Origin of the sequence: Streptomyces sp. NBC_01077 (assembly GCF_045162855.1) — a bacterium.
Lineage (GTDB): Bacteria > Actinomycetota > Actinomycetes > Streptomycetales > Streptomycetaceae > Streptomyces.
Map to the genome: position 1 here is coordinate 4,260,806 of NZ_CP108669.1, position 20,996 is coordinate 4,281,801.

The window sequence follows — 20,996 nt, forward strand, 5'->3', positions numbered from 1 at the left end:
GGGTACGGTCCCGCGGCCGGCCGTCGGGGCGACAGGGCGCGGATACTCAACCGGCCGCTGAGTACGCGTACCGGCGCCCGGCGCGTGCCAACCGGCCCCATGCCCTCGGCCACGCGGGCGACCCCCCGGCCCCGGCTGCCGGGCCCCGCGACTGACGACCCGTCATGTTCTCCTCAGGTCACCACCCCGAGTCACCGCCCAAGGAGAGACCCATGAAGAGACACCCACGCCTGGCCGCCGTCGCCACCGCCACCACCGCCCTCGCCATGCTCGCGGCCGGACCCGCGTCGGCCGGCGATCCGACCGTGTCCGATCCCCGCGTCGTCGACCACTTCGACTTCGCCGCCGGGCAGACCCCGGAGAACATCGCCCTGGAGCCCGACGGCTCGGCGGACCTGACCTTCGCCTTCGCCCGGCAGGTCGCCCGGGTCACCGAGGACGGCACCACGACGGTCCTCGCCACGCTGCCCGAGATCACCGACCCGCAGACCCCGAACCTCGGCGCGGCGATCGTCAGCGGCATCGCCCGCGCCCACGACGGCACCCTGTACGTCAACTACGCCACCGGCACCGCCGAGACCGGCGTCTGGCGCATCGGCCCCGACGGCGGCGCGCCCGAGCAGATCGCGCAGCTTCCCGCCGACGGGTTCCCCAACGGTCTCGCCCTCGACGAGAAGTGCCGCACCCTGTACGCCGCCGACTCGGCGCACGGCGTCGTGTGGAGCGTGCCGCTGGACGGGGGAACCCCCACGGTGTGGGCCGACGACGCGGCCCTCCGGCCGACCGCCGAGCTCCCCTTCGGCGCCAACGGCCTCAAGATCCACGGTGGTGCCGTCTGGGTGTCCAACTCCGCCCACGCGACCCTGCTCCGCATCCCGGTCGAGGAGGACCGGACCGCCGGCCCCATCGAGACCAGGGCGACCGGGCTCACCGGGATCGACGACTTCGCCTTCACCGGGCACGGCGACACCGCGCTGGCCGCGCGGGCCATGGACAGCAAGCTCGAACTCGTCCGCTCCGACGGCACCCACAAGACCGTCCTCACCGGCGCGGACGGCCTCGCCAACCCGACGTCCGTGGCGGTCCGCGCCAAGACCGTCCACGTCCCCAGCGCGGCCTACTTCGCCACCCAGGACCCGGACCCGAACCTGCTCCTGGCCCGGATCTCCAAGAACAAGAACTAGCGGACCGCGGCGCCCGGCGCCGGGGACGTGGCCGCGCGGGCCGTGCGGCAGGTGCCCGAGGCGATCAGGGCGGCGGCGACCGTCGCGGCCGCCTCCGCGTCCTTCACCAGGAACGCCGTCGTCGGGCCCGAGCCGGAGACCAGGGCCGCGAGCGCGCCCGCCTCGGTGCCCGCCGTCAGGGTCTCGGCGAGCGACGGCCGCAGGGAGAGTGCCGCCGCCTGGAGGTCGTTGGCGAGGGCGGCCGCGAGCGCGGTCGTGTCGCCGGTGCGCAGGGCGTCCAGGAGGACCGGGGAGGCGGTCGGCTCGGGGACCTCGACGCCCGAGGTGAGCCGGTCGAACTCGCCGTACACCGCCGGGGTCGAGAGCCCGCCGTCGGCGACGGCGAACACCCAGTGGAAGCCGCCGCCGACGGGCAGCTCCGTCAGCTTCTCGCCGCGCCCGGTGCCGAGCGCCGCCCCGCCGACCAGGCTGAACGGCACGTCGCTGCCGAGTTCGGCGCAGATCTCCAGGAGTTCCTCGCGGGAGGATTCCAGGCCCCACAGCGCATCGCAGGCGAGCAGCGCGCCCGCGCCGTCCGCGCTGCCGCCGGCCATGCCGCCGGCGACCGGGATGTCCTTGGCGATGTGCAGGTGCACGTCCGGGGAGATGCCGTGCCGGGCGGCGAGCAGCTCGGCGGCCCGCGCGGCCAGGTTGGTGCGGTCGAGCGGCACCTTGTCGGCGTCCGGGCCCTCGCAGGTGACGGTCAGCTCGGCGGCCGGGGTCGCGGAGACCTCGTCGTACAGCGAGACGGCGAGGAAGACGTTGGCCAGGTCGTGGAAGCCGTCGGGGCGGGGCGCGCCGACCGCGAGCTGGACGTTGACCTTGGCGGGGACGCGGACGGTGACACTGCGGGGCGCACCGGACTCCACGCCCTGGGGCTCCGCACCGCCGCTCACGCCTTCGCCTCCGCGATCCGCGCGAACTCCTCCACCGTCAGCGCCTCGCCGCGCGCCTGCGGCGAGATCCCGGCCTTCACCAGGGCCTCCTCCGCCGCCGCGGGCGAGCCCGCCCACGTCGCGAGGGCCGCGCGCAGGGTCTTGCGGCGCTGCGCGAAGGCCGCGTCGACGACCGCGAAGACCTCCTGCCGGGTGGCGGTGGTCGGCAGCGGCTCGGTGCGGCGGACGAGGGCGACGAGACCGGAGTCGACGTTCGGCGCGGGCCAGAAGACGTTGCGGCCGATGGACCCGGCGCGCTTGACCTCCGCGTACCAGTTGGCCTTCACCGACGGCACGCCGTACACCTTGTTGCCCGGCTTGGCGGCCAGCCGGTCGGCGACCTCGGCCTGGACCATGACGAGGGTCCGCTCGATGCTCGGGAACCGCTCCAGCATGTGGAGCAGGACGGGCACGGCGACGTTGTACGGCAGGTTGGCGACGAGCGCGGTCGGCGCCGGGCCCGGCAGCTCCTGCACCTGCATGGCGTCGGAGTGGACGAGCGCGAAGCGGTCGGCGCGCGCGGGCATGCGGGCGGCGATCGTGGCCGGGAGCGCGGCGGCGAGCACGTCGTCGATCTCGACGGCCGTCACCCGGTCCGCGGCCTCCAGGAGGGCCAGGGTGAGGGAACCGAGTCCGGGCCCCACCTCCACGACCACGTCGTCGGGCCGGACCTCGGCCGTGCGGACGATCCGCCGGACGGTGTTGGCGTCGATGACGAAGTTCTGGCCCTTCTGCTTCGTGGGGCGTACGCCGAGGGCGGCGGCCAGCTCACGGATGTCGGCGGGGCCGAGGAGGGCGTCGGGGCTTTCGGGGCCGGTGGTGGTGCTCACCGGTACAGCCTACGGGGCACCGGTAGGCCCGACCTACGGCTCACCCCTACCGCCCTGGCCACGCCCGGTGCGCACACCCCTACCGCCCGGGCCACGCCCGGTGCGCACACCCGTACCGGGCGTGGCCCGCCCGGTGCGCTCACCGGTACAGCCGCCGCCCGCAATGGGGCCAGGGACTCGCCCCCCGCTGCACGTACAGCTTCTTCGCCCGGAACGTCTGCTCGGCGGCGGGCGCGTTCTGGGCGGTGCCGCTGCCGCCGAGGGAGCGCCAGGTGCCGGGGTCGAACTGGTAGAGCCCGCCGTACGTCCCCGAGGGGTCGACGGCGCTCGGGCGGCCGCCGGACTCACAGGCGGCGAGCGCGCCCCAGTCGAGGCCGTCGGCTCCCGCGACGGAGGTCGGCATCGGCCTGGTGCCGACCCGGACCTGGCGGCTGACGGGTTCGCGGACGATCTTCTCGCCGATCCGGCGGGGCTTCTGCCTGACGCCGTTGACCGTGCGCAGGCTGTACGTGACGCGGCGGACGCCGGCCACGCCCTGCCGTTCGACGACCTCGGTGCCGGTGAACAGCTCGGGGTCGCGGGTCCGCTCGACGGCGTACGGCACGGCTTCCTCGCGCGTCTGCTTGGAGCCGGTGATCCGCAGCACGGTGACCGTCTGGCCGTCGCGCGGGAAGGAGCCCGGGGCGACGGAGGTGGCGTCCTGCGCGGAGAGGGTGATCCCGGCCTCGGCGAGGGCCTCGCGGACGGTGGCGGCGTTCGTCCGGACGGTCCGCTCGCGCCCGTCGGCGAGGAAGGTGACCGTCCGCTCGGTCCGTACGTCGAGGGCGAGGCCCTGGCGGGAGATGGGGGCGCCGCGGGAGACCGAGAGGAACGCGCCCTCCGCGCGGACCCCGAGCTGGCGCAGTGCCCCCTCGACGGTCCGGGCGGTCGTCCACACCTGCCGGCGCTGCCCGTCGAGGGTGAGGGCGACCGGGCGGCCGTACCGGACGACGACCTCGTCGCCGCTGGCCAGGGCCTCGGCGGGGGCGGGCGCGACGATGTCGTGGTCGCCGACGGCCAGGCCCTCGTCGGCGAGCAGCTCGTCGACGTCGTCGGCGAAGGTGTGGAGGGTGCGCGGGACGCCGTCGACGGAGAGCCGGACGGCCTTGTCGTCGGCGACGAAGGCGCTGGTGCCGCCGGCGAGGAAGGCGACGACGAGGGCCTGCGGGACGAGCCTGCGCAGTCCCTCCCCGGCGGGCCGGGACGCCTTGCGGCGGCGGGCGGCGCGCCGGGACCCGGCCCGGGTCCCCTGCCCGGGGACGAGGCCGGGCACGGCGCCCGGGGTGGGGGCGACGAGGGGCGCCACCTGGGTGGGCTGTTCGTGGACGGGGACGGCCGTGCCCCGCCGTCCGGCGCGGTGACTGCCCTGGGAAGTGCTCACGAGGCCGGGACACTAGCCCCGGCGGCGGTCACCCTGCCGATCGACGCGACTACTACACGTAATCGTTATGGATCAATGGATCGCCCGTCACGGGCGGCTCAGTAGTCGAAGGCGCGGGCGGTGTTCACCGCGATCGCCTCGGCCAGCTCGTTCTCCCCGATGCCGCGCACCTCCGCCATCGCCCGGAGGGTGACCGGGATCAGGTAGGGGGCGTTCGGGCGGCCCCGGTAGGGCGCCGGGGTGAGGAACGGTGCGTCGGTCTCGACGAGGACGAGGTCGAGCGGGGCGACGGCGAGCGCGTCGCGCAGGTGCTGGGCGTTCTTGAAGGTGACGTTGCCGGCGAAGGACATGTAGTAGCCCTTGGCGGCGCAGATCTCGGCCATGGCGGCATCGCCGGAGTAGCAGTGGAAGACGGTCCGCTCGGGGGCGCCCTCTTCGTCCAGGACGCGCAGCACGTCGGCGTGGGCCTCGCGGTCGTGGATGACGAGCGCCTTGCCGTGCCGCTTGGCGATCTCGATGTGGGCGCGGAAGGAACGCTCCTGCGCGGCGATGCCCTCGGGGCCCGTACGGAAGAAGTCGAGGCCGGTCTCACCCACGCCGCGGACGTACGGGAGGGCGGCGAGCCGGTCGATCTCGGAGAGGGCGTCGTCGAGGGCGGTGTCGCCGCCGCCCTCCCGCGCTCCCTGCCGGGACCAGCCGTCGGGGTCGCCGAGGACGATCCGGGGGGCTTCGTTGGGGTGCAGGGCGACGGCCGCGTGCACGTGCTCGTGGGCGGCGGCGGTCTCCGCGGCCCACTGGGAGCCCTTCACGTCGCAGCCGACCTGCACGACCGTGGTCACCCCGACGGCGGCGGCCTTGACCAGCGCCTCCTCGACGGTCCCGGACTGGAGGTCCAGGTGGGTGTGCGAGTCCGCGACCTCCACGAGAAGGGGTTCGGGCAGCGGCGGCGGGGCGTCCTTGGCACTCATGACCCCGATCGTACGAGGGTCATGAGTGCCGGCGCGCGGGGATATGCCGGGCCTGGGGCGGGACGACCCGGGCCTGGGCGGGGGCTGCTCCGGGACCGGAGCGGGACTACTCCCTGACTGCTCCGGGGGTTACTGGTGACGCCTGAAGGGGCGCAGGAGGTCGGACAGGTGCCAGTGGTGCGGCACCGGGGGCTGCTCGGGGGCGTCCTCGGTCAGCTCCTGACCGATGGGGCCGGCCATCGATACGGGCTTGGTCGCCCTCGCCCCGCTCTGGTGCTTCTCCGTCGCGGCGATCAGGTCGAGCACCGACGACACCTGCCCCGCGCGCATGATGCGGACGACGTGGCCGCCGCAGTTCATGCAGGTGGGGCTGGACAGCGGGGACGGGACCCGCTCTCCGTCGGCCTTGTAGACGACGAATTCGTGGCCGGCGGCGTCGACGTGGTGCTCGATGTCGTACGCCTGCTCCCAGCCGTATCCACAGCGCATGCAGGCGAAGGCGTATGCCTCATGGGCGACGGATATGCCGGTGCCGGTGATCTCGGTCATGCCAGCTCCTCTCCACTGATCCAGTGGACGCCTTTTCGGGCCGGAGCGCATCAGCACGGGTCGAACCATGGAAGGCTTTTGGCTCTTCCCTTGCCAAGGGCCCTGCGGAGAGTCCCGGCGCCGGGTTCGGCTTTGCCTTTCAGATTAGTCCTTTGCCGTTTCCAGGGCCCGGTCCAGCCGCATTCTTTGCCGCCACGACGGCATCGAACACCTCGCGCTTGGGAAGCCCCGCGTCGGCGGCGACCGCGGCGATCGCCTCCTTGCGCCGCTCGCCCGCCTCCTCGCGCACCCGCACCCTGCGCACCAGCTCCTCGGCGTCGAGTTCGGCCGGTCCGGTCTCCGGGGCGCCCTCGACGACCACGGTGATCTCGCCCCGTACGCCCTCGGCCGCCCAGGCCGCGAGATCGGCCAGCGGGCCGCGCTTGACCTCCTCGTACGTCTTGGTCAGCTCGCGGCAGACGGCGGCGCGGCGCTCGGCGCCGAAGACCTCGGCCATCGCGGCGAGGGTGTCGTCGAGCCGGTGCGGGGCCTCGAAGTAGACGAGGGTGCGGCGCTCGTCGGCGACCTCGCGGAGCCGGCCGAGGCGCTCGCCCGCCTTCCTGGGGAGGAAGCCCTCGAAGCAGAAGCGGTCCACGGGCAGGCCGGAGAGGGCGAGCGCGGTGAGCACGGCGGACGGACCGGGGACGGCCGTCACCTTGATGTCCTGCTCGACGGCGGCGGCGACGAGCCGGTAGCCGGGGTCCGAGACGGACGGCATGCCCGCGTCGGTGACGAGCAGCACACGGGCGCCGCCGACCAGGGCCTCGACCAGTTCCGGCGTACGGGCGGACTCGTTGCCCTCGAAGTAGGAGACGACCTTGCCCGTGGTGTGGATACCGAGGGCGCGGGTCAGTCCGCGCAGCCTCCGGGTGTCCTCGGCGGCCACGATGTCCGCGTTCACCAGTTCGGTGGCGAGTCGGGGCGGAGCGTCCGCGATGTCACCGATGGGGGTCCCTGCGAGTACCAGCGTTCCTGTCACACGGCCCATCCTCCCAGCCCGGAGAGGCGACGTGCACAGGCGCGTTCCCTACGATGGCGCGGTGACCAGTACCGCACCCGAGGCCCTGGAGGGCCAGCACCCCATGGCAGAGCCCGTGGCAGAGCCCTCTTCGTGGCAAAAGCGGCTGCGGCGTTTCGGCTATGTGCCGCCCGCCGGAAGCGCCGCACCCATCGGGCTGCGGGAGCGGCTCGTCCCCTCGTACGTCCGTCCGTCCCCGCGCGTGATGTCGCTCCTCGGCATCGGCCCCGACCGGTCCGAGCGGCTGTGGCGGCTGCTGGCCTGGGGCGGTCCGCTCCTGGTCACGGCGGTCGCGGGGCTGCTGAGGTTCTGGAACCTGGGCAAGCCGAACGCGGTGATATTCGACGAGACGTACTACGCCAAGGACTCCTGGGCCCTGATCAACCAGGGGTACGAGGGGGCGTGGCCGAAGGACATCGACAAGACGGTCCTCAGCGACCCCGGCTCGGTCCTCGTGCCGACCGACCCCGGCTATGTCGTCCATCCCCCGATGGGCAAGTGGGTCATCGGTCTCGGCGAGAAGCTGATCGGCTTCGAGCCGTTCGGCTGGCGCTTCATGGTCGCGCTGCTCGGCACGCTGTCGGTCCTGATGCTGTGCCGGATCGGCCGGCGCCTCTTCCGCTCGACGTTCCTGGGCTGTCTGGCGGGTCTGCTGCTCGCCGTCGACGGACTGCACTTCGTGATGAGCCGTACGGCGCTCCTCGACCAGGTGCTGATGTTCTTCGTCCTGGCGGCCTTCGGCTGTCTGGTCCTCGACCGCGACCGGACCCGGAAGCGGCTCGCGGGCGCGCTGCCGGAGGACGAGGAGGGGGTCCTGCGGCCCGACGCGGAGATCGCGGAGACCCTGCGACTGGGGTGGCGGCCGTGGCGGATCGCGGCCGGTGTGACGCTGGGCCTGGCGGCGGCGACCAAGTGGAACGGTCTGTACGTCATGGTGGGCTTCGGCCTGATGACGGTGCTGTGGGACGTCGGCGGGCGCCGTACGGCCGGCGCGGTCCGCCCGTACCTCGCGGTGATCAAGAAGGACCTGGTCCCGGCGTTCGTGTCGGTGGTCCCGGTGGCGATCGTCACGTACCTGGTGACCTGGACCGGCTGGATCGTCAGCGACAAGGGCTACTTCCGGAGCTGGGCCGCCGACCAGGACAAGCTGGACGGCAGCGGGACCTGGGGCTGGCTGCCGCAGTGGCTGCGCAGCCTCTGGCACTACGAGTCCGAGGTGTACAGCTTCCACGTGGGCCTGACCTCGCCCCACACGTACGAGTCGAACCCCTGGTCCTGGATCGTCCTCGGCCGCCCGGTCTCGTACTACTACGAGTCCCCCGCGCCCGGCACCGGAGGCTGTCCGGCCGGCGCGAAGGAGAAGTGCGCGGCGGAGGTCCTGGCCCTCGGCACCCCGCTCCTGTGGTGGGCCGCCTGCTTCGCGATCCTGTACATCCTCTGGCGCTGGGCCTTCCGCCGCGACTGGCGCGCGGGCGCGATCGCCTGCGGCATCGCGGCCGGCTGGGTCCCCTGGTTCCTCTACCAGGAACGCACCATCTTCCTTTTCTATGCGGTGGTCTTCGTTCCGTTCCTGTGTCTCGCGGTGGCGATGATGCTGGGCGCGATCGTCGGCCCCGCGGGTTCATCGGAAAGACGCCGCACATTCGGCGCGGTGGCGGCGGGCTGCATCGTCCTTCTCATCGTCTGGAATTTCATCTATTTCTGGCCGATCTACACGGGCACTCCGATTCCGCTGGACCAATGGAGAAACCGGATGTGGCTCGACACCTGGGTGTGACAGAGGATTCCGAAGGCGCTCGACACACGCCTGTGACGCCTGCTTGACTCGTGGGTCCACCTGGGGAGGGGAACCGCAGTCATGCGCAGTGGAGCCAAGGTCGCGATAGTCGGAGGCGTGTTCGTCGTCGTGGCGAGCGGGGTCGGGTACGGGGGTTACAACCTCTGGAACGGAGTCACGGGCGGCGACGCGGCCCCGGACCCCAAGTCCGCCCCTGCGCCGAGAACCGGGCCCGTCACGGGCGACGAGATCACCACGACCGCGCGGGACTTCCTGGCGGCCTGGGCCGCCGGAGAGCCGGAGAAGGCCGGGCAGCTGACGAACGACCCGGTGACGGCCGGGCCGGCCGTGGCGGCCTACCGGGACGGCGCGAAGGTCTCGAAGGCGGTGATCACGCCGGGGGCGGCGGTCGGGGCGACGGTGCCGTTCACCGTGAAGGCGACGATCTCGTACGAGGGCGTCACCAAGGACCTGTCGTACGCCTCCGAACTGACCGTGGTGCGCGGGCAGACCACCGGCCGGCCGCTGGTGAAGTGGCAGCCGTCCGTGCTCCACCCGAAGCTGCTCACCGCCGACGCGACCCTGCGCACGGGCGTCGCGAAGACGGCCTCCGTGAAGGCCGTCGACCGCAACAACGTCGAGCTGACCGCGGAGAAGTACCCGTCGCTCGGGCCGGTCCTGAACGAGCTGCGCAAGCGGTACGGCTCCAAGGTCGGTGGGTCCACCGGCGTCGAGACCTGGATCGACTCGGGCAGCGAGACCGTCGCCGACGCCCCCCTCCTCGTCCTGCGGAAGGGGACGCCGGGCACGCTGAAGACCACCATCGACGCGGGCGTGCAGGCGGCGGCGGAGAAGGCGGTCAAGGCGTACGGCCAGGCGTCGGTGGCGGCGATCGAGCCGTCGACGGGGGCGATACGGGCCGTTGCCAACAGTCCGGCGACGGAGTTCAACACCGCCCTCCAGGGCCAGTTGGCCCCCGGCTCGACGATGAAGATCGTCACGGCGACGATGATGATGCAGAACGGTCTGGCGAAGCCCGACAGCCGCGTCGAGTGCCCGGACCATGTGATGTGGGACGGCACCCGCTTCGAGAACCTGAAGAGCTTCAAGATCGACAACGGCACCCTGACCGAATCGTTCCTCCGCTCCTGCAACACCGCCTTCATCAAGGCGATCGGCCCCCTCAACAAAAAGCACATCGAGGGGACCGCCCTCGGTGACACCGCCCGCCGCTCCTTCGGCATCGGCCTCGAATGGAACGTCGGTGTCCCGGCCGCGAACGGCAGCGTCCCCGAGTCGACCGGGTCGGAGACCGCCGCCTCGTACATCGGCCAGGGCAAGATCACGATGAGCGCCCTGAACGTCGCCTCGCTCTCCGCAACCGCGAAGAACGGCGCTTTCCTCCAGCCGTACCTGGTGGCGAAGGACCTCGACGACCGGGAGTTCGCCACCGCCGACCCGCTCTCCGGCGACGTGGCCAAGGGGCTTCGGCGGATGATGAACGCGGCGGCGACCGGGAACGGCACCGCGGCCACGTCGATGGCGGGGGTGCCGTCCCCCAAGGGCGCGAAGACCGGCTCGGCGGAGCGAGACAACCAGGCCACCTCCGACAGCTGGTTCACGGGCTACTCGGGCAACCTCGCGGCGGCGGCGCTCGTCCAGGCCGGCGGCCACGGGAGCGACGCGGCGGGGCCGGTGGTGGCGCAGGTACTCAAGGCGGGGCGACAGTAGCCACACGGCGCCCGAGGGGCGGAAGTCGGTCGCGTGCCCCGTACACGGACCGCTAGCGTGCGGGCCATGACCGCTGACGACATCACGTCCCTCGCCCACCCCCAATTCGCCGCCGCACTCCACGAACTGGGCCTCGACGTCGAGATCCGCCGCTTCCCGGACGAGACCCGTACCGCGCAGCAGGCCGCCGAGGCGATCGGCTGCGAGGTGTCGGAGATCGTGAAGTCGCTGATCTTCGCCGCCGACGGGGTGCCGGTCCTCGTGCTGATGGACGGCGCCTCGCGGGTGGACGTCGAGCGGGTACGGGAGGAACTGGGCGCGGAGAAGGTGACCCGGGCGGACGCGAGGGTGGTCCGGGAGACCACGGGGTACGCGATCGGGGGCGTCCCGCCGTTCGGGCACCGCACCGAGACCCGGGTCCTCGCGGACCGGGGCCTGCTCGACCACGCGCTGGTGTGGGCGGCGGCGGGCAACCCGCACACGGTGTTCGCCCTCGACCCGAAGACGCTGGTCGCCCACGCCGGCGGCACCCTGGTGGACGTCCGCGAGCCCTCGGCGTGACCCCGCTCGTCACCCTCGCCGTCCTGATCGCCGCCGTCACGCACGCGAGCTGGAACGCGATCGCGCACCACATCAAGGACCAACTGCTCTCGTTCACGCTGATATCGGGCGGCGGCGCCCTGATCGGCCTGGCCACGGCCTGCTTCGTGCCGCTGCCGGCGGCGGAGGCCTGGCCGTACCTGGTGGCGTCGGCGCTGCTGCACGTGGGCTACATGGCGCTGCTCATGCGCTCGTTCTCGCTGGGCGACTTCGGTCAGATGTACCCGATCGCACGCGGTACGGCCCCGCTGGCCGTGACGGCGCTGGCGGCGGTGTTCGTGGACGAGATACCGGACGGCTGGCAGCTGCTGGGCGTCGCGGTGGCGTGCGCGGGCCTGACGGGCCTGGCGGTGTGGGGCATCCGGGGCAAGGGGGCCCAGCCACAGTGGCCGGCGCTGCTCGCGGCGGGCGCGACGGGTCTGGCGATCGCCCTGTACACGGTGGTGGACGGCGTCGGAGTCCGCGCCTCGGGCACCCCGCTCGGCTACATCGCGTGGCTGATGATCCTGGAGGGCGTGGCGATCCCGGCGTACGCGCTCTGGACCCGCCGGGCGGCCCTCCTCCCCCAACTCCGCCCGTACGCGGGGCGGGGCCTCCTGGGCGCGGTGCTGTCGGTGGCCGCGTACAGCCTGGTCCTCTGGGCCCAGACGAAGGCCCCTCTGGCCCCGATCGCGGCGCTCCGGGAGTCCTCGATCATCGTGGGCGCGGCCATCGGAGCCGTCCTCTTCAAGGAACGCTTCGGCGGCCCGAGGATCGCGGCGGCGGGCCTGATGGTGGCGGGCATCGGACTGATGCTGCACGCGGGTTGAGCCGCCACACCCCCGTACACGGGAGACGCGGCGGTTCACCTGTCAGGAGCCGACGGCTCCCGCTCCACCCGGACTGTCGCACAAGGCGCGGAAGAAGTCCGTGCGGATACGGCGGAAGCCGGCGTGACCGGTCGCCTGGGCATGGGCCAGGCACCAGACGGCGGGACCTCGCCCGTCGTCCGCCGCGCCGGAACCGTCCAGGCAGGTGGTGCACTCGGCCTCGGTGATCGGCCCGCTCCCCGCCCGGTCCTCACGCAGCGCCCGGAGCCGGGGGCGGCGTGCGGCCCGGCCCTGGGTTCCCGTCACCAAAGCTCACCGCCCACGACCAGCTCCGCCCACACGAGCTTGCCGGGCCCGCGCCGGTCATCGATGCCCCACTTCGCGGCGAGAGTGTCGACCAGCGGGAGCCCCCAGCCGCCGTCGGCACCGTCGACCGGGAGAGCCATCAACGGCCGCTTCTCCGAGGCATCGTGCACTTCGATCCGCAGGGCGCCCGCGACTCTGGCGAAGTGCGTCTCGATCTCTCGACCGGGCACCCTGCCGTGCCGTACGGCGTTCGTCAGCAGCTCCGAGAGCACCAACGCGGCGGCGTCCTCGACGGCACCCCACTCCCACCGCTCCAACGTCCGGCGCAACTCCCGCCGGGCCAGCGGCACGCTCCTGGCGGCCTGCCCCCAGCGCAGTACGACCGCGTCGTCGTCCCGTGGGTTCGTCGGTACGGACTCCATCAGGCCACCTCCACGCCGTGAATCAGGCGCGGCCCCGCGTCGACCCCGTGCACGGCCAGCCACAGGGCCCGCTGCCGCTGCGCCCGGCTCCGTTGTCGGGCCGCTTCGTGCGCGTCGAGATAGGGGCGGACGAGTCGATTGCCCTCTCCTCGGAGGAGGGGAACGCGGGTACGGCAGCGGATGGTTGTCACCGGTGCGGCGCAGGGGCGGATGAGCGGCACAGGCAAGGGCATAGCCACACTCAGACGCCGACGCCCCGACGGGGGCAGTAACAGCCGCAGGACCAGACCGACAAGTCGGACGATAGGGTTGCTCATGTTGACGCTCCTCTAAAGCGTTGGCCACGCCCCCGGACCGGTCACTCGGTCGCGGGGGTTTGTTCACTCCTCCGCGCAATCCCACAAGGCACTGTCCCAGGACTGCGAGATCACCATGAGTAACTGTGACCCACAGTCCCGAGACTGTGCTTGACTGAAGTGTCGAAAGGAGCCGGCGTGACACCGAAGTGGCGGGAACTGGCAGACAAACTGGCCGAGCGCATCACGAGCGGCGAGTACTCCGAAGGCCAGCAGCTTCCGCACATCCGGGACCTCGTGGAAGCGGGTGAGGGCTCGAAGTCCACCGTCCACGCGGCCTACAAGGCTCTGGAGGCCGCAGGCCTGGTGACCTCATCCCGAGGGCACGGCACCGTCGTTCGGCGGCAGCCTCCGCTGAAACGGCTCGGCATCGCCCGGTACGACAAAGCGAAGTGGCGCGACGGCGACGAGGTCGCGTTCATCGCCGACCGCGTCGCTTCCGCTCGCGCATACAAGCGCGGAGAGCAGACCCAGACGGTCGGCCACGTGGCGGCGCCGGCGATCGTCGCCTCCGCACTCGGCCTGGCCGAGGGAGTCGATGTCTACGCAAGAGCGCGCCTGGTCAAAGAGGGCAGCCGGCCGACGCACACGCTGACCAGCTATTACCGTCCCGAGCACGTCGAGGGCACGCGGCTCGTCGACCCGGCCCCCGGGCCTGCCGGACGTGGCGGTGGCTTTCGCGTGCTCTACGACGCGGGGTACGAGATCGACCACATGCGCGAGGAACTACGCGCTCGGGTCCCCTCCCCCGAGGAAGCCGCACAACTACAACTGGCCCCAGGGGAATGGGTTGTAGAGCTGCACCGGACCGCGTACACCGCAGACGGCACCGTCGTGGAGTTCGCCATCGGCGTCCACTCGGCCACACGGTTCACCTGGACGTACGACTTCAAGGTCCCCGACGCCGCACAGGAGGACGCCCGGTGATCTCGGCCCAGGCCTGGTCCGATGCTCAACTGCTCTGGGACTTCCAGCAGATGCGCCACGAGCCCCGTCCCTGCTCCGTGGGGATCGGGCTCGGGAGTCATGATCTCGGTGTCGCCGACGTGGCCGTCGGGGCGTATCAGCGCGGGCTGGTGCCGCTTCTCGTCTTCACGGGGGCCACCAGCCGTACGACGCGGGAGCGGATGCCCCGGGGCGAGGCGGAGCACTACCGGGATCGGGCACTGGAGTTGGGGGTGCCCGAGGCGGTGGTGTTCGTCGAGCCACGGGCTCGGAACACCGGGGAGAACATCCGGTTCTCGCGCGAGCTGCTCGCCGAGCGGGGCGTCGGCGTCTCGTCCGTACTGCTCGTCAGCAAGCCGTACGAGGAGCGCCGGGCGTACGCGACCGCCCGCAGGCTCTGGCCGGAGGTGGAGGTCGTCAGCGCGTCCTCCGCCATGACGCTCGCTGAGTACGTGGACTCGATCGGGGACCCCCGTCTCGTCCTCGACATGCTCGTCGGGGCCGTACAGCGACTGATCGTCTACCCCGGGCTCGGGTTCATGGTCGAGCAGGAGATCCCAGGACCCGTCGCCGCCGCCTACGAGCGGCTCGGGGATCAGGGGTTCACGAGTCGTCTCGTCGGCCTGTAGGTCCGCGGCGGCGGTCAACGGTCCATGCACCGGTCCAGGTCCCGGGCCTTCTCGCGCACTCGCTCGGCCCAGGCTTCGCCTTCCGGCAGGGTCCCCGGGGTGGGGCCGGGCCGGGCCCAGTCCACCCTGATCCCGGCGTGCGCCGCGAGGGCGACCGCCATGGCGGCGAAGCCTTCGGACAGGGCGTGGATCACGGTGTGGTTCATGCCCGCGTATCGCGTCACCAGAGCGTTGACGAAGGTCTCGAAGACCACCAGGTCGATCCGTGCCTCGTCGTTGTCCTGCATCGGTTCGATGCCCGACGGCAGATCCAGCTCCGCTTCGTAAAGCGCGACCTGGCGCTGGAACATGACGGCGGCCCCGTTGGACGGGTTCCAGAGGTATCTGTCTCCGGCTTTGAAGTACTGGCTCATCGCGGGTCCTCCCACAGTGCCCCGCACGCCCGAGTTCGGTTGGTCACGGCGTGCTCCAGTGTTGCAGGAGCCATGCGTCGACGGTGGCGAGGTCCATGGTCGTGAGGCCGGTCGTGGAGTTCACCCGGTGGAGGAGGGATTCGCCCCTGTGGTGGGCCGACACCCACGCGCGGTCGAGGTCGCCCAGCTCGTCGTCCACCCAGACGAAGGGGCGGCCGGCCGCCAGCTCCACCAGGGCCTCCGTCTTCCAGTGGAGGACGCCCGGCTCGTCCCCCTCCGGGGCCTCCGGCAGAGGGGCGACGGGGAGATCCGGCAGGCCCAGGAGGGGGGCCATCACCTTGTTGGCGTCGTGCATCCACGCCGTGGCCCACACCAGTTCGCAGGGCAGGGCGGACAAGCGCGGGCCATGTTCCCGTACCACCTTGGACAGTTGGGGGTTGGTCGGGCGCTGCCACAGGTCCCACTCGTCGAGAGTCGACGGCAGCTGCGCTCCCTCGTACGGCAGAAGCGTTCCGTCGACATCCAGGAAGAGCAGCGGGCCCCGCGGTGAGGTGGTCATGACGGCACCGTATCGACAGGACCCCTCGCCCCCCCTCAGTCCCCCAGCACCTCCGCGAAGTGGGTGTTCACCGCGAGCAGGCCGCCGTCCACGCGGAGGACCGTGCCCGTGATCCAGGACGCGTCCGGCGAGGCGAGGAAGGCGACCGCCGCGGCCACGTCCTCCGGGGTGCCCACCCGGGACAGGGGGTAGACCCGGTCGGCCAGGGCCTTCAGTTCGTGGTCCTTGCCCGCCCACGCCGTCGTCGCGATCGTGCCCGGGTTGATCTGGTTCACCCGGACCCCGCGCGGCGCCGCGTCGCCCGCGAGTGTGCGGGTCAGGGACGCCAGGCCCGCCTTCGCCGCACTGTAGGCGTGGTTGCCGAAGTCCGTCTCGGCGTTGACCGAGCCGATGTTCACGATCGCCCCGCGCCCGCCGGCCGCCGCCAGGTGCGGCAGCGCCGCCCGCGAGCAGCGGACCGCGCCCATGAACGTGATGTCGTGCTGGCCGGTCCACACCTCGTCCGGCTCGTCCTCGAAGCGGTCCCGGTCGGGCGTCACCGGACCGAGGGCGTTGTTGACCAGGACGTCCAGGCCTCCGAAGGTCCGCACGGCGTACGCCGTCGCCCCGTCCACCGAGGACTGGTCGCTCACGTCGCAGTACCGGTACTCCGCGCCCGGGATCTCCCCCGCCGTCCTCCGCGCCGCCACCTCGTCCACGTCCGTGACCAGGACCTTCGCCCCCTCCGCCGCGAGCCGTCGCGCCGTCGCCGCGCCGATGCCGCGCGCCGCGCCCGTGATGAGTACCGCGTATCCGCCGAAGCGTTCCCTCAGGTCCATGTCTCCGATCTCAGCATCCGGGTCCCTCCCGGCGCCAGCCGTGCGTAACATCCCGTTCATCAATGGGCGCCTCCTATATGTGTGAAGAAAGCGCAGCTACGGCAATTCGGCCAGGGCCGAAAGGCTTTGACACACCCCTGGCGCGAATACCACGATCTACTTCGCCGACGACCACGCTTTCAGCAGGGGGAGAACCATGTCTTCGTACCAGTCCGGCGTCGAGGAAATAGCCGAGTCCCTTTCCTCCCGGAGCTACGACCTGATCTCCGGCGAGCAGGTGAAGCAGCTTCTGATCCAGCGGTCCGAGACCGCCCTCGACGACCTGGAGCCGTTCCGCGACAGCTGGTCCCGGATGCCGCTCGACAGCTACATGGCGGACGGCGGCCGCTACCGCCGTCGTCGGCACGCCACGCTGAGCGCACCGCGGGCGAGCGTCGACTACCGCATCGAGGAGCACCAGCCGCACTACCAGGGGCTCGACTACAACACCCTCAACGGTGGCGTGGCCCGGCACTACGAGCCGTTCGAGGACCAGATCCTGCGCGGCCGCACCATGGACAGCCTGCTGACCCTCGGCTGCGACATCTTCGGCCGGCTCGCCCCGTACTCGGGCTGGCACATCGAGGCCCACCAGTTCCGTATCGAGGTCAACGGCGAGGAGGTCGGCCTGCCCACGCCGGAGGGCGTGCACCGTGACGGTGTCACGTTCGTCCTGATGGCGATGATCGGCCGCTCGAACGCCACCGGCGGCGAGAGCACCGTCTTCAACCTGGACAAGCAGCCGGTCGAGAAGTTCTCGCTGACCGACCCGCTCGACCTGGCCCTCGTCAACGACGAGCGCGTCTACCACGGCGTCTCGCCGATCGAGCAGATCGATCCCGCCGCCCCGGCCTCGCGCGACGTGCTGGTCATCACCTACCGTCACAAGCCCTGATGTCAGGTGCGGGTGGGAGGGGACGAGGTCCTCTGCGGCGCGGCGTCCTCAAGGGCGCCGCATCCGCGAGGGCGTGACCCCTCCCATCCGCTCGCCCCTTGAGTGAGTACGTGAGCGAGAAGGCGGGAATTCGGGTACATGGGTCAGCTCATCGCCGTGGCGGTCATCACCATTCTGGCTGTCATCAGCCCGGGCGCGGATTTCGCGATGACCGTCCGCAACAGTTATCTGTACGGACGGACCGCCGGCGTTCTCGCGGCCGTCGGAATTGCCCTGGGCGTTCTCGTCCACGTCACCTACACGATGCTGGGCGTGGGACTTCTGGTCTCCCGGACCCCGATGCTTTTCACGGCGATGAAACTCATCGGCGCCGCCTATCTCGTGTACATCGGCTACAAGACGTTCGTCACCAAGGCCCAGGTGGACATCGACCTCTCGGAGGACGGCGGCCTTTCGAAGGCCGGCGCGCTGCGCACCGGCTTTCTGACGAACGCGCTCAACCCGAAGACCATGCTGTTCGTGCTGAGCACGTACACGCAGGTCGTCAGCGCCGACACCCCCGTCTTCCAGCAGGTCGGCTACGGCCTCTTCATGTCCTTCGCCCACCTGGTCTGGTTCGCCCTCGCCGCGATCCTCTTCTCCAACCAGAGCCTGCGGTCCCGGCTGTTGAAGCGGCAGACCGTGCTCAACAAGGTCATCGGGACCGTGCTCGTCGGCCTGGGCATGGTGCTCGCGCTGACGCCCTCCATGGCGTGATCCCGAACCGGAGGGCTCAGTCGGTCGAGACCCGCTCCACGCGCGGCTCCGCGATCGTCTTGTAGTCCTCCGCCGACAGGGCGATCGAGCGGTCGAGCCGCGCCGCGTTGAAGTAGAACTCCTGGTGCGTCAACAGGTCCGGGTCCACGAGGAGTTCGAGACGCTCGTCGAAGGCGAACGGCAGGATCGTGCCGCTCGGCGAACCGGCGAGCTCCTCCGCGATCTCCGGGGACGCGAAGGAGACGTACGTGCCGCCGTACAGCGCCTTCACCGCGTTCAGGTCGATCCGCCGGTCACCGGGGACGACGACCAGCGCGAAGCGCTTCTCCTTCTTGCCGATCTTCACCATGGCGATGATGCACTTGGCCGCCTCGGCGAGCGTGTGCCCCCGCAGTGCACTGACCGCCTCGGTGCCGCCCTCGGCGGCGTGCTCGATCACCCGGTAGGCGGCCCCGCGCTCGTCGAGCAGGGCGAGCAGCTTCTCGTACGTCTCCATACCGGTCACGGCGTCGGCGGTCATGTGGTTCCTCCTTGTTGCGGCATTTCAAGTGGTTTCGTATGACGGCGCGTCGACCCTACGCCTGTTGTCCAGGTGCCTGAGCAACGCGACGCCGGAGCCGTCCAGTTCGTACAGCACGCGTACGCCCGCCCGGCGCCGCCGCACCACCCCCGCGGCCACCAGCGACGTGAGGTGTTCGGAGACGGTGCTCGGGGCGAGTCCGAGCGTCGCCGCCAGGTCGGAGGTCGTGGTCGGCGCGACGAGGCCGCGGACGACGCCGGCCCGGCTGCGGCCGAGCAGGATCTCCAGCCGGTCGCCGCGCGCGGGTTCGTCGGGCCGCCCGTCGGCCCGTCCGCCGGCCCGCGGGCCGGGCCGGCTCTCGCAGGCGAGCACGGCGGCCCCCTCGGCCTGGTACGACACGGCGGTCACCCCGTTCGGGGCGGAGTTGAGGAGGGACGCGCCCCGGCCGAACACCAGGGGTACGAGGACGATGCGGGAGACGTCGGCCTTCGCCGCGATCCTGCCCGGCGGCCCGGCGTGCAGCCGCAGGACGTCACCGCGCCGCGAGACGCCCCCGTGCAGGGTGCCGAGGAGGCGGTCCGGGCCCTGGGTGGCGAGCACGCGGGCGCGGAGCAGGATGTCGTCCTCCGTGACCGCACGCAGGGAGGCCTCGTACGGGGCCAGGGCGGCCCGTACGTAGCGCGGGAGGAAGGCGCACAGGTCGGCGATCCGCGCCCCCGGATCCGCGTACAGCGGGCGTACCTCCGGGGGAACGCCCTGCGGGAACCAGCGCTCCAGCTCCTCGCGCACCCGGGCCGGGGACACGGCGCGGAGCAACGCGGTCTCCTCCGCCAGGTCGGCCTGCCTCGCCGAGGACGGGACGGGGAGGAGGAACGACGGCAGGGTGCCGCCGCCGGCCCGGTAGAGGTGGACGAGCCACCCGGGGATGGTCACGTCGGCCCGTAACAGTGAACGGCGGGCCGCCCTGCCCCAGTTGGTGTACGGCCACGGCGCGAGCCCTCGGTGCGAGGACAGCAGCCCGATACTGCCGAACGTCTCCCACAGTCGGCTGTCGGCGATCCGAAGGGCGCCGGCATGGGTCCCGCGTTCGGACGTCGTCAACGGAATCTCGATCACATGCGCCCCCGTGCGCCTGGTCCACCGAACGGTGGAGCGGCCACACCGTAACTCCCGGGTGATCACCGATCCGCGCGCCGGACGCCAGAATGTCAGGTCCGGGACGGCTCGATCCGCTCAGTGGGCCGCGTCCACCACCGACCGCACCGCCCTCACCAGCGACTGCGCGCGCGGGTCCGCCGTCACCGTCTTGCGCATGCCGTTCGTGACGTACCCGAAGGCGATCTCGGCGTCGGGGTCGGCGAAGCCGAGCGAGCCGCCGCGGCCCGGGTGGCCGAAGGAGGACGGGCCGAAGAGCGGGGAGGCCGGGCCGTGCAGCATGTGGCCGAGGCCGAAGCGGGTCCCGACCAGCAGCACCTTGTCCGCGCCCGCCGACTCCTCGGTCCGCGCGAGCGTGCGGGTGTCGGGGGTGAAGAGGCGCTCGGCGCCGTCCACGGGGCCCAGGGTGGCCGCGTAGAAGCGGGCGAGGGCGCGGGCGGTCGCGACCCCGGCCGAGCCGGGCAGTTCGGCGGCCCGGTAGACCGGGTCGTTCTCGTCGGGCTTGGGGTCGATGACCCCGAAGGCGCGCCGGGTCAGGGAGCTCGGGTCCTTGTACGCCTCGGTGACGGAGCGCCTGGGGCGGAGCTTGAGGGCGCCGCTGCCGGGCGGTTCGATCTCCTCGACGGGCCCGAGCCGGCCGACCCGGTGGGCCTCCGCCTCGGGGAGCCCGATCCACAGGTCGAGGCCGAGCGGGTCGGTGATCTCCTCGGCGACCCAGCGGCCGATGGTGCGGCCGGTGACCCGGTGGACCAGGCCGGAGAGCAGCCAGCTGAAGGTGTGGGCGTGGTAGCCGTGTGCGGTGCCGGGCTCCCAGACGGGGGCCTGGGCGGCTATCGCCCGGGTCGCGGTCTCCAGGTCGACGGCCTCGGCGAGGGTCAGCGGCCGGTCGAGGACGGGGACGCCGGCGCGGTGCGCGAGCAGCTGCCGTACGGTCACGCGGTCCTTGCCGGCCGCCTTGAACTCGGGCCAGTACGCGGCGACCGGGGCGTCCAGGTCGAGCAGGCCGCGCTGGTGCAGGAGCAGGGGTACGGCCGCGGCGACGCCCTTGGTGGCCGAGCGGACGACCTGCGCGGTGTCCTCGGCCCAGGGGGCCTCCCCGTCGGCATCCTTCACGCCCGCCCACAGGTCGACGACCTTGACGCCGTCGCGGTGTACGGCGACGGCCGCCCCGCGCTCGCCACGCTGCTCGAAGTTGCGCAGGAACGCGTCCCTGACCGGCTCCCAGCCCGCCGCCACCGTGCCCTGGACGTCCACGTCCCCACTCCCTCACTCGTTGCTCCGACC

The 20,996-nt window shown here is 72.0% G+C and carries 23 protein-coding genes; 9 read left to right on the forward strand and 14 right to left on the reverse strand.

Annotated features, from left to right (window positions below):
- The first annotated feature begins 212 nt into the window (after nucleotides 1–212).
- A complete protein-coding gene (locus OG462_RS18935) occupies nucleotides 213–1,184 on the forward strand; it encodes an SMP-30/gluconolactonase/LRE family protein (RefSeq protein WP_406059040.1) in 972 nt (323 codons plus the stop codon).
- On the opposite strand, the gene OG462_RS18940 is transcribed toward OG462_RS18935, so the two are convergent.
- From OG462_RS18940 to rsmI, 6 genes are all read right to left on the reverse strand, one after another.
- The gene (locus tag OG462_RS18940) at nucleotides 1,181–2,119 is read right to left on the reverse strand and encodes a 4-(cytidine 5'-diphospho)-2-C-methyl-D-erythritol kinase (protein ID WP_406059041.1); all 939 of its coding nucleotides are present in this window, start codon (nucleotides 2,117–2,119) and stop codon (nucleotides 1,181–1,183) included. The genes OG462_RS18935 and OG462_RS18940 overlap by 4 nt on opposite strands.
- Nucleotides 2,116–2,988 carry a 16S rRNA (adenine(1518)-N(6)/adenine(1519)-N(6))-dimethyltransferase RsmA gene (gene rsmA, locus OG462_RS18945; RefSeq protein WP_406059043.1) on the reverse strand — a complete coding sequence of 291 codons (873 nt, stop codon included), beginning with the start codon at nucleotides 2,986–2,988 and terminating at the stop codon, nucleotides 2,116–2,118. The genes OG462_RS18940 and rsmA overlap by 4 nt, the downstream gene beginning before the upstream one ends.
- A 139-nt stretch (nucleotides 2,989–3,127) precedes the next feature.
- Nucleotides 3,128–4,408 carry a ubiquitin-like domain-containing protein gene (locus OG462_RS18950; RefSeq protein WP_406059045.1) on the reverse strand — a complete coding sequence of 427 codons (1,281 nt, stop codon included), beginning with the start codon at nucleotides 4,406–4,408 and terminating at the stop codon, nucleotides 3,128–3,130.
- A gap of 98 nt (nucleotides 4,409–4,506) precedes the next feature.
- Nucleotides 4,507–5,376, reverse strand: coding sequence for a TatD family hydrolase (locus OG462_RS18955; protein WP_406059047.1), 870 nt, complete (start codon nucleotides 5,374–5,376; stop codon nucleotides 4,507–4,509).
- A gap of 129 nt (nucleotides 5,377–5,505) precedes the next feature.
- Nucleotides 5,506–5,925 (reverse strand): hypothetical protein, encoded by a 420-nt coding sequence (locus OG462_RS18960; RefSeq protein ID WP_406059049.1) that lies wholly within the window; start codon nucleotides 5,923–5,925, stop codon nucleotides 5,506–5,508.
- Nucleotides 5,926–6,064: 139 nt separating this feature from the next.
- Complete coding sequence (gene rsmI, locus OG462_RS18965) at nucleotides 6,065–6,952, reverse strand: 16S rRNA (cytidine(1402)-2'-O)-methyltransferase (RefSeq protein ID WP_406059050.1); 888 nt, start codon at nucleotides 6,950–6,952, stop codon at nucleotides 6,065–6,067.
- A 52-nt stretch (nucleotides 6,953–7,004) separates the two neighbouring features.
- Here rsmI and OG462_RS18970 point away from each other — a divergent pair, with 52 nt between their 5' ends.
- The 4 genes from OG462_RS18970 (at nucleotide 7,005) to OG462_RS18985 (ending at nucleotide 11,899) form a co-directional block, all read left to right on the forward strand.
- Nucleotides 7,005–8,759 carry a dolichyl-phosphate-mannose--protein mannosyltransferase gene (locus OG462_RS18970; RefSeq protein WP_406059052.1) on the forward strand — a complete coding sequence of 585 codons (1,755 nt, stop codon included), beginning with the start codon at nucleotides 7,005–7,007 and terminating at the stop codon, nucleotides 8,757–8,759.
- 81 nt (nucleotides 8,760–8,840) lie between these two features.
- Entirely contained in the window at nucleotides 8,841–10,490 is a 1,650-nt protein-coding gene (locus OG462_RS18975; RefSeq protein WP_406059053.1) for a penicillin-binding transpeptidase domain-containing protein, read from the forward strand.
- A 66-nt stretch (nucleotides 10,491–10,556) separates the two neighbouring features.
- Nucleotides 10,557–11,051, forward strand: a complete 495-nt coding sequence (locus OG462_RS18980) for a YbaK/EbsC family protein (protein WP_406059055.1) — start codon at nucleotides 10,557–10,559, stop codon at nucleotides 11,049–11,051.
- A complete protein-coding gene (locus OG462_RS18985) occupies nucleotides 11,048–11,899 on the forward strand; it encodes an EamA family transporter (RefSeq protein WP_406059056.1) in 852 nt (283 codons plus the stop codon). Before OG462_RS18980 ends, OG462_RS18985 begins: the two co-directional genes overlap by 4 nt.
- Before the next feature lie 42 nt (nucleotides 11,900–11,941).
- On the opposite strand, the gene OG462_RS18990 is transcribed toward OG462_RS18985, so the two are convergent.
- Nucleotides 11,942–12,205 (reverse strand): hypothetical protein, encoded by a 264-nt coding sequence (locus OG462_RS18990; RefSeq protein WP_406059058.1) that lies wholly within the window; start codon nucleotides 12,203–12,205, stop codon nucleotides 11,942–11,944.
- Nucleotides 12,202–12,627 carry an ATP-binding protein gene (locus tag OG462_RS18995; protein ID WP_406059059.1) on the reverse strand — a complete coding sequence of 142 codons (426 nt, stop codon included), beginning with the start codon at nucleotides 12,625–12,627 and terminating at the stop codon, nucleotides 12,202–12,204. The genes OG462_RS18990 and OG462_RS18995 overlap by 4 nt, the downstream gene beginning before the upstream one ends.
- 494 nt (nucleotides 12,628–13,121) lie before the next feature.
- On the opposite strand from OG462_RS18995, the gene OG462_RS19000 reads away from it, so the two are divergent.
- Nucleotides 13,122–13,910, forward strand: a complete 789-nt coding sequence (locus OG462_RS19000) for a GntR family transcriptional regulator (RefSeq protein WP_406059061.1) — start codon at nucleotides 13,122–13,124, stop codon at nucleotides 13,908–13,910.
- Nucleotides 13,907–14,557 (forward strand): YdcF family protein, encoded by a 651-nt coding sequence (locus OG462_RS19005; protein WP_406059063.1) that lies wholly within the window; start codon nucleotides 13,907–13,909, stop codon nucleotides 14,555–14,557. The genes OG462_RS19000 and OG462_RS19005 overlap by 4 nt, the downstream gene beginning before the upstream one ends.
- A 14-nt stretch (nucleotides 14,558–14,571) precedes the next feature.
- Here OG462_RS19005 and OG462_RS19010 read toward each other — a convergent pair whose 3' ends face one another.
- Genes OG462_RS19010 through OG462_RS19020 form a run of 3 tightly spaced genes read right to left on the reverse strand, consistent with a single transcriptional unit; the run spans nucleotide 14,572 to nucleotide 16,347 of the window.
- Nucleotides 14,572–14,970 carry a DUF6086 family protein gene (locus tag OG462_RS19010; RefSeq protein ID WP_406059065.1) on the reverse strand — a complete coding sequence of 133 codons (399 nt, stop codon included), beginning with the start codon at nucleotides 14,968–14,970 and terminating at the stop codon, nucleotides 14,572–14,574.
- Nucleotides 14,971–15,013: 43 nt separating this feature from the next.
- Nucleotides 15,014–15,529, reverse strand: coding sequence for an HAD domain-containing protein (locus OG462_RS19015; RefSeq protein ID WP_406059067.1), 516 nt, complete (start codon nucleotides 15,527–15,529; stop codon nucleotides 15,014–15,016).
- A 35-nt stretch (nucleotides 15,530–15,564) separates the two neighbouring features.
- Nucleotides 15,565–16,347, reverse strand: a complete 783-nt coding sequence (locus OG462_RS19020) for an SDR family NAD(P)-dependent oxidoreductase (RefSeq protein ID WP_406059069.1) — start codon at nucleotides 16,345–16,347, stop codon at nucleotides 15,565–15,567.
- 196 nt (nucleotides 16,348–16,543) lie between these two features.
- Between OG462_RS19020 and OG462_RS19025 the strand changes: the two genes are divergently transcribed.
- Together OG462_RS19025 and OG462_RS19030 are read left to right on the forward strand one after the other, a co-directional pair.
- Nucleotides 16,544–17,281: a 2OG-Fe dioxygenase family protein gene (locus OG462_RS19025; protein WP_406059071.1), complete on the forward strand. Its 738-nt coding sequence runs from the start codon at nucleotides 16,544–16,546 to the stop codon at nucleotides 17,279–17,281.
- A 138-nt stretch (nucleotides 17,282–17,419) separates the two neighbouring features.
- Entirely contained in the window at nucleotides 17,420–18,037 is a 618-nt protein-coding gene (locus OG462_RS19030; protein ID WP_406059072.1) for a LysE family translocator, read from the forward strand.
- A gap of 16 nt (nucleotides 18,038–18,053) precedes the next feature.
- Here the strand turns inward: OG462_RS19030 and OG462_RS19035 are convergent, their stop codons facing one another.
- From OG462_RS19035 to OG462_RS19045, 3 genes are all read right to left on the reverse strand, one after another.
- Nucleotides 18,054–18,557 (reverse strand): YbaK/EbsC family protein, encoded by a 504-nt coding sequence (locus OG462_RS19035; RefSeq protein WP_406059073.1) that lies wholly within the window; start codon nucleotides 18,555–18,557, stop codon nucleotides 18,054–18,056.
- 24 nt (nucleotides 18,558–18,581) lie between these two features.
- A complete protein-coding gene (locus OG462_RS19040; protein ID WP_406059074.1) occupies nucleotides 18,582–19,658 on the reverse strand; it encodes a helix-turn-helix domain-containing protein in 1,077 nt (358 codons plus the stop codon).
- Nucleotides 19,659–19,790: 132 nt separating this feature from the next.
- The gene (locus tag OG462_RS19045) at nucleotides 19,791–20,966 is read right to left on the reverse strand and encodes a serine hydrolase domain-containing protein (protein WP_406059076.1); all 1,176 of its coding nucleotides are present in this window, start codon (nucleotides 20,964–20,966) and stop codon (nucleotides 19,791–19,793) included.
- Nucleotides 20,967–20,996: the final 30 nt, after the last annotated feature.

Coding starts and splice junctions, on each gene's coding strand:
- OG462_RS18975 (WP_406059053.1), top strand. CDS start 8,841: ATGCGCAGTGGAGCCAAGGTCGCGATAGTCGGAGGCGTGTTCGTCGTC.
- OG462_RS18960 (WP_406059049.1), bottom strand. CDS start 5,925: ATGACCGAGATCACCGGCACCGGCATATCCGTCGCCCATGAGGCATAC.
- OG462_RS18995 (WP_406059059.1), bottom strand. CDS start 12,627: ATGGAGTCCGTACCGACGAACCCACGGGACGACGACGCGGTCGTACTG.
- OG462_RS18935 (WP_406059040.1), top strand. CDS start 213: ATGAAGAGACACCCACGCCTGGCCGCCGTCGCCACCGCCACCACCGCC.
- rsmI (WP_406059050.1), bottom strand. CDS start 6,952: ATGGGCCGTGTGACAGGAACGCTGGTACTCGCAGGGACCCCCATCGGT.
- OG462_RS19015 (WP_406059067.1), bottom strand. CDS start 15,529: ATGACCACCTCACCGCGGGGCCCGCTGCTCTTCCTGGATGTCGACGGA.
- OG462_RS19035 (WP_406059073.1), bottom strand. CDS start 18,557: ATGACCGCCGACGCCGTGACCGGTATGGAGACGTACGAGAAGCTGCTC.
- OG462_RS19025 (WP_406059071.1), top strand. CDS start 16,544: ATGTCTTCGTACCAGTCCGGCGTCGAGGAAATAGCCGAGTCCCTTTCC.
- OG462_RS18955 (WP_406059047.1), bottom strand. CDS start 5,376: ATGAGTGCCAAGGACGCCCCGCCGCCGCTGCCCGAACCCCTTCTCGTG.
- OG462_RS19010 (WP_406059065.1), bottom strand. CDS start 14,970: ATGAGCCAGTACTTCAAAGCCGGAGACAGATACCTCTGGAACCCGTCC.
- OG462_RS19020 (WP_406059069.1), bottom strand. CDS start 16,347: ATGGACCTGAGGGAACGCTTCGGCGGATACGCGGTACTCATCACGGGC.
- OG462_RS19030 (WP_406059072.1), top strand. CDS start 17,420: ATGGGTCAGCTCATCGCCGTGGCGGTCATCACCATTCTGGCTGTCATC.
- OG462_RS18980 (WP_406059055.1), top strand. CDS start 10,557: ATGACCGCTGACGACATCACGTCCCTCGCCCACCCCCAATTCGCCGCC.